The following is a 15218-nucleotide window of genomic DNA, read 5'->3' on the forward strand; positions in this document are numbered from 1 at the left end:
CGGTTCAGTGCGGCAACCACGCCGATGCGTGGCTGCCCTGGATCGGCGACGGTGCCCGGATCTTGGCGTGACAGACTGCGCGGGTCTGACGCGACGGAGGTGGAGTGATGGCCCGGTGGAGTCCGGAGTCGGCGCTGCGGCGGCGTGACCGTCACGGCCGGGGGTTGCGTGGCCCGCTCGCCTGGCCGCCTGTGCCGGCGATGCGCACCCGCTCAGGCCGGTTCGACGATCTGGTGCTGGATGCGATCCAGTTGATCGAGCACCGTCTGGGCCGTGACCTCAGCGACCTCGAGGTTGCCGTCGAGGAGGTCCCGCCGGCCGATCCGGCGCCCTGGGAGTCTGGCATCGCCCTGGGCCGACTCTTTCCTGCCGAGGGTTCGTTGCCTGCCCGGGTGGTGGTCTACCGGCGTCCGGTGGAGTCTCGCGGCCAGGACGATGAGCTGGCCGCCCTGGTCCACGAGGTCCTGGCTGAGCAGGTGGCCAGCATGCTCGGGATCGACCCCGAGGATCTGCTCTAGCGATCTGCTCAAGGTGCTCTGGGTCTGCTCTGGGTCTGCTCTGGGGCCCTACTCTGGGACTGTTCCCGAGGTGACTGCTCACGGCATCCAGGGAGCGATCGCCCGCAGCTGGCGGGTGACTGCCGCCTCGGGCAGCGGCAGGCTGGCGATCAGCGTGCCGAGCTCGTGCTCGAGTGTGGAGACCACGGCCGCCGACACTGTCCCCTGATGCGGCTGCACCCAGACGCTCTCGGTCTGTGCCGGAAGCTCCACCGTGTGGCTGGAGGCCGCCGGGATCGTCACCTCGCTGCTCTCGACAGCGCCAGCGACGACCGTGACCACCTCCACGGTGGCGCCCTCGAGCGAGGTGACCGACAGTGAGCCCTTGATGGCGCCATCAGCGCTGGTGGCCAGCGGCGCCCCGTGCAGCTCGCTGGTCGGCGCGGTGGCGGGGATCCAGGCCAGGTCACCCGCCCCGTCGGCCTCGGCGCGTCGCTGCACGTGGGCTGCGGCGAGGACAGGGGTGTCCGAGCTGACCTCGATGCCCTGCGTGCCAGCCGGCAGGTCCGCGACATCGACATCCACCACAGACCCAGGAGCAACGTTGGTGACCCCCTGCTCCAACCGCACCGGACCGTCGGGAGTCAGCGCCCGCAGTTGCACAACGGCGGCCTCTTGACCGGGAGCTGCGACGCGGACCATCGCGATGTCCGCCGAGTCCGGGCGCGGTGCCGGCACAGCGGGGATGACCAGGCTGGTGCCTGGGGCCGCCGTCGCGGTGGTCACCTCGGTCCCGCGGTCCACGGTGCCTTCCAACCAACGGTCTCCCAGGGCAGCAACGACCGGTCCGCCGGTCGTGGTCACGTGAATGACGGGCCGCTCCTCCCCCGGCGCGAGTGCGTCGAGCAGGACCACGTGCCGCCCTGCGGGCGGCACCACGATGCCGGTGCCGCCCACGACACTGACCGGTCCGGCCGCTCCGAGCACCTCCGCAGTCACCGTGACCGGGTTGCCGGTCGGGTTGGCCAGGATGAGCCGCTCGACCCGCCCCGTCTCGTCACCGCCACCCACCAGCCAGAGATCGTCCAGAGCGCCACCACACACGGCGGTGGCCATCCCCCACTGCTGCTCCTCAAAGCTGTAGCCCAGTTGTGTCCCGGCGAAACCGGCAGCCAACGCACCCTGGGCCACCGCGCGAACCCAGGTGGATCCCTGCGCGCTCAGCGTGGCCACCTCGCCGCGGGCACTCACCTCGCTGACCTCGCCGTCTGGCACGACGCCCAGGGTGATGCCACCGCCCTCCTCAGCGGCCACGCCCTCGGGCAGGGCCTCGAGCGGGGCGCTGCCCGCACTCACGCTGACCCCCTGGTCGGTCTCGGGGACGCTGGGGTTGTCGAGCCCCACGAGCCCGGGGCCGACACAGCCGAGCGTGCTGTCGCTGATCACGGCAAGGCCCGCCTGCTGGGCGGCCTGCTCGGGTGTGGAGTCCGCACGGTCCAGGGCGGCCGCCAGGTCGAGCCTAGCAAGGCTTCCTGAGCCGGCGCCATAGACGAGAGCAGCGGCTAGGCCGGTGATGGCCACCGCCCGCACCCATCTGCCTGCGCTCCCATAGCGCCCCTTGCGGGCTGCTCCCCCGGCGCCAGCATCGTCCGCGTCCCCAGGCCCGCCGCGGTCTCCGCGGGCGGCATAACTGTGCTCTCCGTCGTCGGGGAACTCGCCCTCTGGCTCTCCGGCATCGGAGAACCCGCCCTCTGTCCCGTCCCCTGCGACATCCCCTGCAAGATCCTCTGGGAGATCCTCGGGCAGGTCCTCTTGCGCGGGACCCGCCGGCACCGAGTCCCCAAGCCGGTCCGGATCCTGCGCGACACCAGGGTCAGCAGGTCCGCCGCCATCGGGGTGACCAGCGTCAGGACTCTCAGTGGCCCCGTCACGCGGCTCCGGCTCCGGCTCCGGCTCTGGGGTGGGGTTGTCATAGAAGAGGTCGTCGACCCGCGGCTCCTGCGCACTCCTGCGCTTGCGCTTGCCCGCCATCAGGAAGACCTCCTGCGTCGTGAACCGAAGGGAAGGGCCAGGAAGAGCACCAGGGCAGCCAGGGCAACCGTGCCGATCCGCCAGGTCAGGTCTGGTGGCGGCATGGTCACCTGGAGCTGGTCCGCCGCCCCTGCTGTCACCGCAAACTGCGGTGGCCACTGGCCGGAGACCGGCTCGAGGCGCTCGCCCCCAGCACGAACCTCGGCCACCTGCGCCCAGCCCGCGGCCTCCGAGATCACCAGGGCCGCCGTGCCCTCCGGCGGTTCACCACTGTCCCGCAGCACGCTGTGCGGACCGTCGACCGGCACAACCGCCAGCGCTGTGCCGTCGCTGTCGACCAGGCGCGCTCTGGCGGACGGGACCGCTGCGTCCTCGGTGCCTCCGCTGCCCACCCGCCAGAGCATCAGGTCCTCAGGAGCATTCACGCGAGACAACGCCGCCGTCGCATCCAGGCTCGCGACCAGTGGGTCGTCCGGCTCAGCGCGCAGCCCGACGTGCCCCACCCCGAGGTCCAGCAGGGCATCGTGTGCGGCGCTGGAGTCGCTCGCGTCGCCGGTGTCGGTCAGGGCAAGCACAGCGTCCGTCAGTGCCTGCTCGCCCGGGTCCGGGGTGGACGTGTCCGCCCCGGTGCGGACCATCTCAGCGACCCGATCACGCACCCAGAGCCCCGGCTCCTCGCCGACGAGCTGATAGGTGACCGTGTCGTCAGTCACCGTGAGGTCCAGCACCCGCGAGGCCTCGGGGCCGGTCGCCTGGGCGTCCACGACCGCCGGATAGGGGCGCGCTGCCGCGGTCAGAGGCCCACCAGCGCCGGCCCAGACCGTCCAGGCCAGGGTGCCGACACCGGCCACGGCGACCACACCGGTCAGCACGGCGACCAGCGGGGCGTGCCACGCAGGCCGGCCGAGGGCCGGCGGCAGTTCCACGGCCTGTGCAGCGGCCAGCAGCAGGCAGGCGGCAGCGACGCTGAGGAAGAGTCCGGGCCACGCCGTCACGATCTCGCCCGCGTCGGTGTGGCCAGCAGGGACCACGCCGAGGTGGACCAGCGGTGCGGCCAGCGCCGCGGCAAGACCGAGCAGGGCGCCGATGAGCAGGCCAGCAGCCCGACGTCCCCGGTGTCCACGCCGCAGCGTGGCGCCAACCGCGAGCACGAGCAGGGGAACGGTCCACCACACGGTGGGCGAGAGTGACCCGCCGGCATGCAGCAACAGGGTCTGCCAGGCCGGGGTGTCAGGCCCTCCAGACACGGTGGTTCCCGCGCCGCCGAGCACAGTCCTGGGGTCGGCCAGGACCTCACGCAGCCAGGGGCCGGTCAGCAGCCAGGGCAGCACCGCGAGCAGCAGGCCACGCAGGCGCCCCCAGCCCGGGCCGAAGAGCAGGACCAGCAGTCCGCCCAGGCTGGTCAGCAGCAGCAGGGCAGGAGCGAACAGCCCCACCAGGGCGGTCAGCAGGACGGTGGCGAAGGTTGCCGTCGTGCGCTGCACGCCGTGACGCCGCGACCCGGCGACCACGACGCCGGCGACGATGAGGGGCAGGGCTGCGTGCGCGATCACCGGCCCGAGTCGGCCCTCGTCCACACCGGCAGACAACGGCGCCATCCCGGCCCAGATCAGGCCGATCAGGGCCCGGGGCCAGCGGGCGCGCACCGCCACCCTGGACGCGAAGTAGGCCGACGCCACAGACAGCGGGATCGCCGCGAACAACAGCCACGCCACCGTCACCGCCGCCGGCGACCGCGTGGCGTCAACCCACGGCAGGTGCTCCACGACCCAGGTGAAGCCACTCATCGGCAACAACCAGGCGCCCGGGTCGGCGCCGGAGCCGAGCCCCGACCCGGTCCAGGGGTCGGCCCAGCTGTGCCACACCTGCGACCAACCGCCGGAGATCGTGTGCACCTCCCCGCCAGTGACGCCATAGCCACGCCCGGACAGCGCGGGCAGGAGCTCTCGCCACCGCACGAGGGCGGCTCCGACAGCCACCAGCAGGGCGAGCACCAGTGGCCAGCTCCACAGCGTCCGGAAGCGACTGGGGGCACTCTCCAGCGACTCTGCGTCCTCCGACACCGGACCGGTCTCCAGTGCTGCCCCTCCGCGAGGCGCACCACGATCGGTCAGCGCTCCATGGACCGTGTCCGAGGTCCCGTGCCACGCACTGCTGGCCGGGGCGAAGAGGCTGGAGAGGTTGCGTCGGCGCACCCGTTTGCGGCCCCGGAAGCGCCAGCGGGCACCCGTGCCCCGCGCCGGAGCAAGGACTGCGCCGGTGTCGGCAAACTCGGCCGCGGCCTGCTGGGGACGCTTGACGAGCAGCAGGCCCAGCCCCATCAGCACGGAGGTGATCAGGATGCCCAGGGCCCGCCACGGTGCCGCCCACCAGGATCCTCGGGCGAGTGCCATCTGGCGGGTGCGGCGCCGGGTCGTCAGTGTCGGGGCGGGGTGACCGTTGCTGCCCTGGCGCACGACGGCGTCGGTCGCGACGACGACTCGGTGTCCGGCCAGATGGCTGCGCCACGACAGGTCAAGCCCCTCCGCACCGTCGCCGAACGCCTTGTCGATGCCACCGACGGCGTGCAGCACATCACTGCGGACCAGCAGGCCGGGCAGCGGCACCCCGATGATGTCGACCCGTTGGTCGTGCTGTCCCTGATCGAGCTCACGAGCGATGTGGGCGTCGGCGTCCCGTCCGCCCCGGGTGATGCGGTGCCCCACCGACACCAACTGGCGCGGGTCATCGGCGCGCACCAGTTTGGGACCGACGATGCCGACACCGCTCGACCGGCGGGTCGCCTCAACGAGGTTGCTGAGCGCCTCGGGCCCCGGCACGGAGTCGTCGTGCAGGATCCAGATCCAGTGCGTCGCGTCGGTCGCCAGGGCGGCGCGCGCGTCCTCGATGATGCTCCAAAGCGGAGGGTCCTGGTCGGGGTGCGGGACGGGCTCCCGGACGACAAGGTCGACCCCGTCCTCGGCGATCAGCGGGTGAGCCTGCGCCTCGCCGATCTCGTCATCATCCGAGGCGAGCCCGGTGATGACGACCCGGTCGGGGAGTCGGTGCTGCGCAGAGAGTGCGTCGAGGGTCTGCAGCACAACCGGTCCGCCGGGGTGCGTCAGGAGGAGGACGGTCACGTCCTCCACCGGAACGCGCGGTCGATCGCGCACCCGGGTCGCGGGTGTGGCGGGCACGATGGGTGGTGCCGCCCTTAGACGGCGCGCTTCTTCAACTTGCGTCGCTCCCGCTCAGAAAGACCGCCCCAGATGCCGAAGCGCTCGTCGTGTGCCAGGGCATACTCCAGGCACTCGGCGCGCACCTCGCAGCCGACGCAGACCTTCTTGGCCTCGCGGGTCGAGCCACCCTTCTCAGGAAAGAACGCCTCGGGGTCAGTCTGTGCGCACAGGGCGCGCTCCTGCCACGAGGCTTCCTCCGACTCGGTGTCGGTGCTCGTCAAAAATGTCATGATCTCCAGCTCGTGCACGGTTCCTCCAAACCCTCACCCAGCACAAGTAACAACAAGAGAATTACACGCGTGTCATGCGCCATAGTCAAGCCCTGATCTGCTAGCGGTCGTCTGACCTCGTGCTTTAGGCGTCTTACCCAACCTCTGCTATGACCCACCAGTAACCCCTGCAGGACGTTCGCAGACCGATCCACGAAGGACGCGGTGCCACGGCGGAGCGGCCCAGGTGCGAGGATTCTGGCCATGAGGTTGACGGCATGAGGACGAGCACATGAGGATCACCGCACTGGCGGGCGGGGTCGGCGGCGCCCGGTTCGTGCGCGGGTTGCTGCACGAACTCCGCGAGGTCCGCGGCGACCGGGACACCGAGGTCGTCGTCGTCGGCAACACCGGCGACGACATCACCTTGTTCGGACTGCGCATCTGCCCTGACCTGGACACCATCCTCTACACCCTCGGCGGCGGCATCAACGAGGGCCAGGGGTGGGGACGCGACAGCGAGACGCACACAGTGCAGGCCGAGCTGGCCGAGCTGGGGGCCCAACCCCAGTGGTTCGGTCTGGGTGACAAGGACTTCGCCACCCATATCGCCCGCAGCCAGTGGCTCGGGCAGGGACACACCCTCAGTGAGGTCACCGAGCGTTTGGCGCAGCGGTGGGGGCTGCCCGAGCGCGGAGTCCGGGTGCTGCCAGCCACCGACACCCCGATCGAGACGCACGTCGTGCTCGACGACCCCGACGGCGGCGAGCGCGCCGTGCACTTCCAGCAGTGGTGGGTGCAGCTGCAGGCCGCCGTGCCGGCCCGGCGCTTCACGGTGGCCGGCCTCGGGCAGGCCGTCCCCGCCCCGGGTGTGCTGGATGCCCTCCGGACCTCCGATGTGATCCTGCTGCCGCCCAGCAACCCGGTCGTGTCGATCGGCATCATCCTCGGCGTGCCCGGGGTCCGGGATGCCCTGCGGGGGTCCCGAGCACCGGTCGTGGGCGTCAGTCCGATCATCGGTGGCGCACCCGTGCGCGGTCACGCCGACGCGTGCCTGTCGGCCATGGACGTCGAGGTCAGTGCCAACGGCGTCGCCGGGCTCTATGCCGACTTCCTGAACGGCTGGCTGATCGATGAGGCGGACGCTGGCTCGGTCAACAGGCCGCGTCTGCAGGTCCGGCCTCTCGATCTGCGCATGCGGGACGAGGTGGGAGCTGCCCGGATCGCCGGTGCCGCCCTCGACCTGGCCGCCGACCTCGCCACCCAGCGCAGCGCATGACCGACTCGGCCCGCCGCTCGGGTGCCGTGTCGATCCACCCGCTCCACGGCATACCGGAGGTCACCGCGGGCGACGACCTGGGCGCGCTGATCCACGACGCGCTCGTCCGTGCCGGTCTGACCCTCACCGAGGGGGACGTCCTGGCCGTCTCGAGCAAGGTGATCTCCAAGTCGGAGGGGCTGCGGGCCAGCGAGGACGGGCGCGCGGAGGCCGTGCTCGCCCAGAGTCGACGCGTGGTCGCTGAGCGCCGCACCCCGGCCGGGACCACCCGTATCGTCGAGGCCCTGGCCGGACCGGTCATGGCCGGGGCGGGCATCGACGGCTCGAACACGGGACCAGACGGCGCGCTCCTGCTGCTGCCCCACGACCCGGATCTCGCCGCCCGCCAGCTCTATGCCAGCCTGCTGAGCGCCCATGCGCCGCAACCACTTCCGCGCTTCGGCATCGTGGTGACCGACACCGCTGGACGCCCGTGGCGTGCCGGGCAGACCGACTTCGCGCTCGGGGCGTGCTCGGTGGCCGTGGTCGAGGACCTGCGCGGTGGCAGTGACAGCGACGGGCGCGAGCTGGCCGTGACCACCCGGGCCGTGGCCGACGAGATCGCCGCCGCGGCCGACCTGGTCAAGGGCAAGTCCGCTGCGGTGCCGGTCGCCCTGATCCGCGGACTTCCGGACGGCACCGTCACCGAGCCAGGTGCGGCTGGTGCCCGGTCGCTGGTCCGCACCGGTCCCGGCGACTGGTTCGCCCTCGGCTCCGCTGAGGCGGTCCGCTCCGCCCTCGGCGTGGCTCCCGGGTCCGCCGCCGCAGACGAGGTCGGCATCCCCTCCGCCCTGGACGAGACGTCTGCCGAGCGGCTGGCCCGCGCGATCCGGCTCGCTCTGCACGGCGAGTCCCCGGCGGCGCAGGTGCGCCCCACCGAGGCAGGACTCGTCGTCGAGGCCGACGACCCCTTCGTGGCGGGTCGCCTCTGTGCCCGCCTGGAGGTCGCCCTGGCCAGCGAGTCCCTCGACGAGCTGGTCGTCACCTCGCAGCCGCTCCCCTGAGTCACCGCCTGCTCTGAAGCCCCTCGCTCGCACCCTCGGGCACCCGGCCCCGGGCACCCGACTCGATGGTGCGGGATCGGCGTTGCCTCCACCGCGCGTCAGCACGCGACACGCCGCAACGATGTCTGCACTGTGCACGACACGCGGAAGGGCGGGGCTCCGGGTGGCGCGGAAGGGCAAGGCGCCGGGTGCGCGGGGCCGCCGCGACGGGGAGCCAGTCAGCGGATGGGCAGGTGGCCGCGAGGCGCCATCCGAGGTCCACGGCGCGGGCGCATCGCTCCGGCGAGCTCGAGCAGGCGCTGCACGCGATAGCGGTGACCGCGATAGGGCTCGAGCAACGCAGCCAGGGCGTCGTCATCCACCTCTTGGCCGGTCAGTGCCCACCCGATGTTCTTGGCGACGTGATAGTCGCCAAAGCTCACGGCGTCGGCATCACCGAGAGCCCGTTGCGCCGTCTCGGCTGCGGTCCACACCCCGACGCCAGGGAGCGCCCGCATCCGCCGATGCGCCTGCGGCAGTGGGAGATCGGCCACCTGCTCCAGTCGGTCCGCCACCCGCAGCACCCGCATCAGCGTGTCTGCCCGCTGCGGGCTGACGCCCATCCGCAGCCACTCCCACGACGGCACCTGGCGCAGCCGCTCGGGTGCCGGCACAACAAACAGGCCCAGCTCCTCCCCCGGCCCCGGTGCGAGCTCCCCCAGGCGCCGGACGATCCGCCGATAGCCGCCAAAGGCTTCCTGCCCCGTCACCTTCTGCTCGATGACCGCCGGCACCAGCGACTCCAGGACCAGCCCGGTGCGCGGCACCCGCCAGCCCTGCCCGCGCCGCTGGAGGGCGACGGCCACCGCCTCGTGACGCGGCACGAACAGCGTCGCGTCGTCATCCTGGCCCAGCATCCGCGGCAGGTGGTCCAGGATCCACTCGGTGGCCGCGGAACCACCCCAGGCGTGGGACACCACCTGCCCCTCCGCCGGACGGGTCGCCACGCGCAGAGTCACCGGCCCCAGTGGCGTGCGCACACCGCGCCAGAGCACACCGTCGGCGCTGATCCAGGTGGGATCCCCTGCGCCGCGCCGCAGCGTGCCCCACGTCGCCGCGATGTCCACGGGGCGTCCCGGGGACCACCGTCGAGCGCGCGGTCGCTGGGGGCTGGTCGCAGTCACGTCCGACAGACAATCACACGCCAGGGACTGCCCCGAGGGAAGCCGCTGCGGGAAGCTGCTCAGGGAAGCCGCTGAGAGAAGCTGCCCTGTGCGTCGTTCCGCATGCACGCTTCCTCTCGGCTACCGTGACCCCGTGCTCACCCCACACCAGGCGCTCACCGACCTCGTGCACGAGGACCCGACGCGGCCTGCCATCACCTTCTATGACGACACTCCCGGCCCCACCCACGGCGAACGCATCGAGATCTCCCGTCGCGTGCTGGACAACTGGGTCGCCAAGGCAGCCAATGCCCTGCAGGAGGGCCTGGACGTCCAGCGCGGCTCGATCGTGCTGCTGGACCTGCCCTGCCCCCACTGGCGCACCTGCTACTGGGCCCTGGCGGTGTGGGCGGTCGGCGCCACGCTGACCCTGGACGCTCACGAGGGCGCGGACGTGTTCGTCACCACCGATCCCGACTCCCCCACCGCCGAGGATGCCGACGAGGTTGTCGCCGTCACGCTGGCTGCCCTGGCCCGGGAGTTTCCCGGCGAGCTGCGCTCTGGCGTGATGGACGAGGCCAAGGAGGTCTCCAGCTTCGGGGATGGCTTCACGCCCTGGGACGAGCCGGAGACCGACGACGATGCGCTCGTCCATGACGGTGATCGCATCGGCTACGAGGAGTTGTTCGGCCCGGCCACCTGGGCACCTGGGTCACGGGTCCTAGTGACTGACCCCTCGGCATACGATCTGCTCCGCCACCTCCTCCACGCCCTGGCGACCGGGTCGTCCCTGGTCCTGGTGCGTGGTTCCGGCCCCGCAGCTGATGACCCCCGGATGGTCAGCGAGGGTGTGACGGTCCGCGCCTAACCCCGCCCCGCGAGGACCGGCCGGGCGCCGGTAGGGTGCCAGGCATGGACAAGGTTGTCAGAAGCGCTGCGGAAGCCGTCGCAGGCATCGAAAACGGCATGACCCTCACGGTCGGAGGTTTCGGCATTGCCGGGATCCCGACCGTTCTCATTGACGCTGTGCTGCAGCGAGGGACCACTGACCTGGAGGTTGTCTCCAACAACTGTGGCGTTGACGGCGCGGGCCTGGGGGTGCTGCTCGACCAGCGGCGGATCTCTCGGGTGATCGCCTCCTACGTCGGGGAGAACAAGGAGTTCGCCCGCCAGTACCTCTCCGGCGAGCTCGAGGTCGAGCTCACGCCGCAGGGCACCCTGGCTGAGAAGATGCGCTCCGCCGGCGCGGGCATCCCCGCGTTCTGGACGCCCACCGGTGTGGGCTCGCTGGTCTCCGAGGGCGGCATGCCCTGGCACTACGACTCCGAGGGCAACGTCATCAAGGCGTCCCCGCCGAAGGAGAAGCGCGAATACACCGTGCGCGGCGTCACCCGGGAGTATGTGCTGGAGGACTCGATCTTCGCCGACTTCGGGCTGCTGCGTGCCGCCAAGGGCGACCGCCACGGCAACCTGGTCTTCAACCGCTCCGCCCGCAACTTCAACCCCCTGTGCGCCATGGCCGCAGGCGTGGCTGTCGCCGAGGTCGAGGAGCTGGTCGAGCCCGGTGAGATCGACCCCGACGACGTGCACCTGCCCGGCATCTACGTGCAGCGGGTCCTGCCCCTGACGCCCGAGCAGGTGGCGGCCAAGGACATTGAGAAGCGCACCACCCGCCCGCGTCCGGGCACCACCACCGATCAGGAGGCCTGAGCCATGGCACTGACCCGTGAGCAGATGGCGGCGCGCGCTGCCCAGGAGCTCCACGACGGCGACTACGTCAACCTGGGCATCGGCATGCCGACCCTGGTGCCCAACTACGTGCCCGACGACGTGGAGCTGGTCCTGCAGTCCGAGAACGGCATCCTCGGCGTGGGCCCCTACCCCTACGAGGGCGAGGAGCACCCCGACCTGATCAACGCTGGCAAGGAGACCGTCACCCTGCGCGACGGTGCCTCGATCTTCGACTCCGCCACCAGCTTCGGCATGATCCGCGGCGGCAAGGTCGACGCGGCCATCCTGGGCGCCATGCAGGTCTCGGCCGCCGGTGACATCGCCAACTGGATGATCCCCGGCAAGATGGTCAAGGGCATGGGCGGTGCGATGGACCTGGTCCTGGGCGCCAAGAAGGTCTTCGTGCTGATGGACCACGTCGCCAAGGACGGCACCCACAAGATCGTCCAGGAGTGCTCCCTGCCGATCACCGGCCTGCAGGTCGTGCAACGGATCATCACCGACATCGCGGTCATCGACGTCACCGACGACGGCCTGGTGCTGCGCGAGGTCGCCGAGGGCGTCACACCCGAGGAGGTCCAGGAAAAGACCGGTCCCACGCTGATCGTCGACCTGGACTAACCACACCACACCACGGCACAGCCCCGACCCCGGATGCCGGGCGTCGGGGCTGCCTGTATGCCGAGGGCCAGGTTGGGTGGGTCAGTCGCCCTTCGTGCCGCGCAGGAAGCCGGCTCCCCAGGACATGTGCATCGTGGCCAGGACGGCAGGGACCCGCGCTGCCACCGACGGGCCGCGCCGGGCGCCCATGGCCAGGCCCCCCACCGTGATCGCTGCGGCATAGCTGAGCGGTGCGAGCAGCGCCGGGCGCCACACGAGACCGCCGACGGTCCCAGCGGCCACGGCCAGCAGCGCCACTGGTGGTGCGAGATAGCGCGCGTTGACGGAGGCCGGGTGCTGCTTCATCACCCGGCGGCGCCACTGACCGGTCGTGAAGTACTGACGCGCCAAGGCCTCAAAGTCGGGACGCGGACGATAGGTGACCTCCAGCTCCGGATCGAACCAGACGACCCCGCCCATCTGCCGGATGCGCCAGTTCATCTCCCAGTCCTGGGCCCGTGAGTAGGTGCTGTCGTAGCCGCCCACCCGGCGCAGCCAGTCCCGCTGGAAGACCCCGAGGAAAACGGTCTCGGCGGGCCCCGACGGGCCTCCGACGTGGAACCGGGCAGAGCCCAGGCCCAGTCGCGAGCGCATCGCCAGCGCCACGGCCCGCTCGAAGTCGGTCTGTCCCTCGGCCGCCATCACGCCACCGACGTTGGCGGCGCCGGTCTCCCGCATCACCCGGACAGCCCGGTCGATATAGCCCGGCGACAACTCGCCGTGACCGTCCATGCGCACGATGATCTCGTGTCGCGCCACGGACAGCGCAGCGTTCAGCCCGTCGGGTGTGCGGCCGGTTGGGTTCTCCACCAGGGTCACCCGCGGATCGGTGGCAACGATCTGCTCGGCGACCTCCAGCGTGCCGTCACGGCTCGGCCCCACGGCCACCACGATCTCCATCTCGCCGGCGTAGTCCTGGGCCAGGACGGACCGGACCGCCTCCGCAAGGTGCCGCTCCTCGTTGAGGACCGGCATGATCACGGAGACAGGCGGAGAGGGGGCAGTCACCCGAAGAGGCTACCCGGCTGCGGCCCGAAAAGTAGTCCTGAGGGTGAGCATTCGGCGTGGGCGCCAGCCTTCCTCCAGCCGGAGCGCCTACTCTGTCGGCGTGCCGAACCACCCCGAGGACGACTGGACCCGACCGATCCCGCGCACGCCGCGCGGCAACGGCGGCCGACGCGACCCCAGGGACGACTGGCACGACCCCGCCTATATCGACAACCAGGCGGACCAGGGCGCGAGCTGGCAGTCCGACAACGACGACCAGGCCGCCCAGGCCGGTGACTACGACGACCAGACCCGCGAGCTGCCGGTCGGGCGTCGGGCCACGGCAGCCGACTACGGCTACGCCGAGGGCGAGTTCGAGGACGAGCAGTGGATCGAGCAGGAGTATGCCGAGGGGCCGGCCGAGCCTGCTGGGTCCCGCGGGCGGGAGGTCTCCTCCCGTGGGCGGCCACCGGGAGGTCCCGGAGGTCCTGCCGGCAGGCCACCGCGTCGGCGCAAGAAGCGCTATCGGCTCCGTCGTGTGCTGGCCGTGCTGCTCCTGCTGGTGCTGGTCTACGTCGGCTCGATGATCTGGGCCGCCACCAGCATCTGGAACTCCATCGACCGGGTGGATGCCACTCCGACCAGTGCTGATCGCCCATCCAGCGGTTCCGGGAGCAACTTCCTGCTGGTCGGCACCGACAGCCGGGAGAACCTGACCCGCGACGAGCGCAACGATCTGGTGACCGGTCACGCCGAGGGGTCGCGGGCCGACACGATGATGCTGCTGCACCTGCCCGACTCCGGCGACCCGGTCCTGATCTCCATTCCTCGCGACTCCTACCTGGAGATCCCGGGCAACGGGTCCAACAAGCTCAACGCCGCCTACACCATCGGTGGCCCCCCACTGCTCGTGGACACCATCGAGCAGTCCACCGGGCTGCGCATTGACGGTTATCTCGAGATCGGCTTCGGCGGGTTCGTCGAGGTCGTCTCGACGGTCGGTGGCGTGGAGATGTGCCTCGATGAGCCGGTGTCGGATGAGAAGACCCGACTCGATCTCCCTGCGGGCTGTCAGGTCCTGGAGGGCGCAGAGGCGCTCAACTATGTCCGGATGCGCTATGCCGACCCGCGCGGCGACCTGGGGCGCGTGGAGCGGCAACGTGAGTTCCTCGCTGCCCTGACCCACGAGATGGCCACGCCGGGCACGATCCTGGTGCCGTGGCGCCTGAAGGACGTCGGCACCGCCACCGGCTCGGCCATGGCCATCGGCCAGGACACCTCGATGTGGGAGACGGGGCGGATGGCCCTGGGCATGCGGTCCATCTCCAACGGCAAGGGCCAGTCGCTCACGGTCCCGATCGGCGACGCCAACTACAGCACGCACGCCGGCTCGAGCGTCCTGTGGGACGAGGTCAAGGCGGGCGAGATGTTCGAGGCCCTGCGCAACGGCGATCCGCTCTCGATCGAGCCGTGACCCGGTGGCCGCAGAGGTGTTGAGCCACTGGTGGCTCAGGGCCGCCGCGCAGGGCGCGCTGGCCGCCGCACCGGGCGCCAGCGCCCTCAATGACGCCCTGCGCCGCCGTCGACGCAGCACCTTCCTGACGCAGGACTACTTCCTGTCCAAGTGGCACCACGTCATCCAGCACCTGCACGCCCTCGGCAACCCCGGCGGAGTCGCGCTCCAGCGCACGAGAGCGATTGAGATCGGCACGGGCTGGTTCCCGATCGTGCCGCTGGGCCTGGCCGTCCACGGCGGCACCGTGGTCACCGTCGATGTGGGCAACCACCTCGAACCGCACCGGGTCCGTCTGGCGATGCAGATGCTCAGCGACCTGGAGTCGGCCGGCCAGATCACGGTCGGAGCGCCCGAGCACCTGGCCCGGCTGCGCTCGTTGCTCCACGCACCGGCAGACACTCCGGTCCCCGAGCTCCTCGAGCCCCTGGGGATCCACCCCCGGATCGCGGACGCACGCGACCTGTCGGACCTGCCCGAGACCCACGGAGCCAACCTGCTGGTCTCCAACAACACGTTGGAGCACATCCCCGCGGAGACGCTGCGTGGCATCTTCGCCGAGTTCCGCCGGATCGGGTCCGGGGACGCCCGGATGAGCCACTACATCGACCTGGCTGATCACTACGCCGGCCACGACCCGCGGATCAACGAGCTCCACTTTCTGACGCTGAGCCCACGGCGCTGGCGGCTGGTCAACAACCGGCTCGGCTACCAGAACCGGCTCCAGATTGGGGACTACCGCCAGCTCCTGACGGAGACCGGATGGCGGGTGACCACCGAGTCACTGACTCGACGCAAAGCCACCACGTTGGCGGGCCTGACGCTGGTGCCGCCATTCGACACGACACCAGTTAAGGAATTGCTGGTCGTCAAGGCCCACCTGGTGACCCGGCGCGCGTAAATCTGGG

13 protein-coding genes are annotated in these 15218 nt (G+C 71.0%); 8 read left to right on the forward strand and 5 right to left on the reverse strand.

The genetic code is table 11. The annotated features are described in order from the left end of the window. The first annotated feature begins 107 nt into the window (after positions 1-107). Positions 108-518 (forward strand): metallopeptidase family protein, encoded by a 411-nt coding sequence (locus NF556_RS13985; RefSeq protein WP_252591527.1) that lies wholly within the window; start codon positions 108-110, stop codon positions 516-518. Between the two features lie 78 nt (positions 519-596). Here NF556_RS13985 and NF556_RS13990 read toward each other — a convergent pair whose 3' ends face one another. The 3 genes from NF556_RS13990 to NF556_RS14000 all read right to left on the reverse strand — a co-directional run bounded on the left by NF556_RS13990 (position 597) and on the right by NF556_RS14000 (position 5976). Further along, complete coding sequence (locus tag NF556_RS13990; protein ID WP_252591528.1) at positions 597-2528, reverse strand: DUF5719 family protein; 1932 nt, start codon at positions 2526-2528, stop codon at positions 597-599. Further along, complete coding sequence (locus tag NF556_RS13995; protein ID WP_252591529.1) at positions 2528-5647, reverse strand: glycosyltransferase; 3120 nt, start codon at positions 5645-5647, stop codon at positions 2528-2530. Before NF556_RS13995 ends, NF556_RS13990 begins: the two co-directional genes overlap by 1 nt. Positions 5648-5721: 74 nt before the next feature. Next, on the reverse strand, positions 5722-5976 hold the full coding sequence (locus NF556_RS14000; protein ID WP_114905503.1) for a WhiB family transcriptional regulator: 255 nt from the start codon (positions 5974-5976) through the stop codon (positions 5722-5724). Between the two features lie 271 nt (positions 5977-6247). Here NF556_RS14000 and cofD point away from each other — a divergent pair, with 271 nt between their 5' ends. Together cofD and NF556_RS14010 are read left to right on the forward strand one after the other, a co-directional pair. Next, the gene (cofD, locus tag NF556_RS14005; protein ID WP_252591530.1) at positions 6248-7234 is read left to right on the forward strand and encodes a 2-phospho-L-lactate transferase; all 987 of its coding nucleotides are present in this window, start codon (positions 6248-6250) and stop codon (positions 7232-7234) included. Continuing rightward, complete coding sequence (locus NF556_RS14010) at positions 7231-8277, forward strand: coenzyme F420-0:L-glutamate ligase (RefSeq protein WP_252591531.1); 1047 nt, start codon at positions 7231-7233, stop codon at positions 8275-8277. The genes cofD and NF556_RS14010 overlap by 4 nt, the downstream gene beginning before the upstream one ends. Before the next feature lie 218 nt (positions 8278-8495). Here the strand turns inward: NF556_RS14010 and NF556_RS14015 are convergent, their stop codons facing one another. Beyond that, positions 8496-9440, reverse strand: coding sequence for a DNA-3-methyladenine glycosylase family protein (locus NF556_RS14015; protein WP_252591532.1), 945 nt, complete (start codon positions 9438-9440; stop codon positions 8496-8498). 133 nt (positions 9441-9573) lie between these two features. Between NF556_RS14015 and NF556_RS14020 the strand changes: the two genes are divergently transcribed. Genes NF556_RS14020 through NF556_RS14030 form a run of 3 tightly spaced genes read left to right on the forward strand, consistent with a single transcriptional unit; the run spans position 9574 to position 11771 of the window. Then, on the forward strand, positions 9574-10287 hold the full coding sequence (locus tag NF556_RS14020; RefSeq protein ID WP_252591533.1) for a TIGR03089 family protein: 714 nt from the start codon (positions 9574-9576) through the stop codon (positions 10285-10287). Between the two features lie 44 nt (positions 10288-10331). Continuing rightward, entirely contained in the window at positions 10332-11129 is a 798-nt protein-coding gene (locus NF556_RS14025) for a CoA transferase subunit A (protein WP_252591534.1), read from the forward strand. A 3-nt stretch (positions 11130-11132) separates the two neighbouring features. Next, positions 11133-11771 (forward strand): CoA transferase subunit B, encoded by a 639-nt coding sequence (locus NF556_RS14030; protein ID WP_252591535.1) that lies wholly within the window; start codon positions 11133-11135, stop codon positions 11769-11771. An 81-nt stretch (positions 11772-11852) separates the two neighbouring features. Here NF556_RS14030 and NF556_RS14035 read toward each other — a convergent pair whose 3' ends face one another. Beyond that, positions 11853-12818 carry a glycosyltransferase family 2 protein gene (locus tag NF556_RS14035; RefSeq protein WP_256829316.1) on the reverse strand — a complete coding sequence of 322 codons (966 nt, stop codon included), beginning with the start codon at positions 12816-12818 and terminating at the stop codon, positions 11853-11855. Between the two features lie 100 nt (positions 12819-12918). On the opposite strand from NF556_RS14035, the gene NF556_RS14040 reads away from it, so the two are divergent. Together NF556_RS14040 and NF556_RS14045 are read left to right on the forward strand one after the other, a co-directional pair. Further along, the gene (locus NF556_RS14040; protein ID WP_252591536.1) at positions 12919-14271 is read left to right on the forward strand and encodes an LCP family protein; all 1353 of its coding nucleotides are present in this window, start codon (positions 12919-12921) and stop codon (positions 14269-14271) included. 4 nt (positions 14272-14275) lie between these two features. Next, positions 14276-15211 carry a class I SAM-dependent methyltransferase gene (locus tag NF556_RS14045; RefSeq protein WP_252591537.1) on the forward strand — a complete coding sequence of 312 codons (936 nt, stop codon included), beginning with the start codon at positions 14276-14278 and terminating at the stop codon, positions 15209-15211. The last annotated feature ends 7 nt before the right edge of the window (positions 15212-15218 follow it).

It is taken from the genome of Ornithinimicrobium faecis (genome assembly GCF_023923225.1).
In the GTDB taxonomy this organism is placed as follows: Bacteria; Actinomycetota; Actinomycetes; order Actinomycetales; family Dermatophilaceae; genus Ornithinicoccus; species Ornithinicoccus faecis.

What these genes read in the sequence shown, in the direction of transcription:
- NF556_RS13985 (WP_252591527.1), top strand. Translation starts at nt 108, where the DNA reads ATGGCCCGGTGGAGTCCGGAGTCGGCGCTGCGGCGGCGTGACCGTCAC.
- NF556_RS13990 (WP_252591528.1), bottom strand. Translation starts at nt 2,528, where the DNA reads ATGGCGGGCAAGCGCAAGCGCAGGAGTGCGCAGGAGCCGCGGGTCGAC.
- NF556_RS14000 (WP_114905503.1), bottom strand. Translation starts at nt 5,976, where the DNA reads ATGACATTTTTGACGAGCACCGACACCGAGTCGGAGGAAGCCTCGTGG.
- cofD (WP_252591530.1), top strand. Translation starts at nt 6,248, where the DNA reads ATGAGGATCACCGCACTGGCGGGCGGGGTCGGCGGCGCCCGGTTCGTG.
- NF556_RS14010 (WP_252591531.1), top strand. Translation starts at nt 7,231, where the DNA reads ATGACCGACTCGGCCCGCCGCTCGGGTGCCGTGTCGATCCACCCGCTC.
- NF556_RS14025 (WP_252591534.1), top strand. Translation starts at nt 10,332, where the DNA reads ATGGACAAGGTTGTCAGAAGCGCTGCGGAAGCCGTCGCAGGCATCGAA.
- NF556_RS14030 (WP_252591535.1), top strand. Translation starts at nt 11,133, where the DNA reads ATGGCACTGACCCGTGAGCAGATGGCGGCGCGCGCTGCCCAGGAGCTC.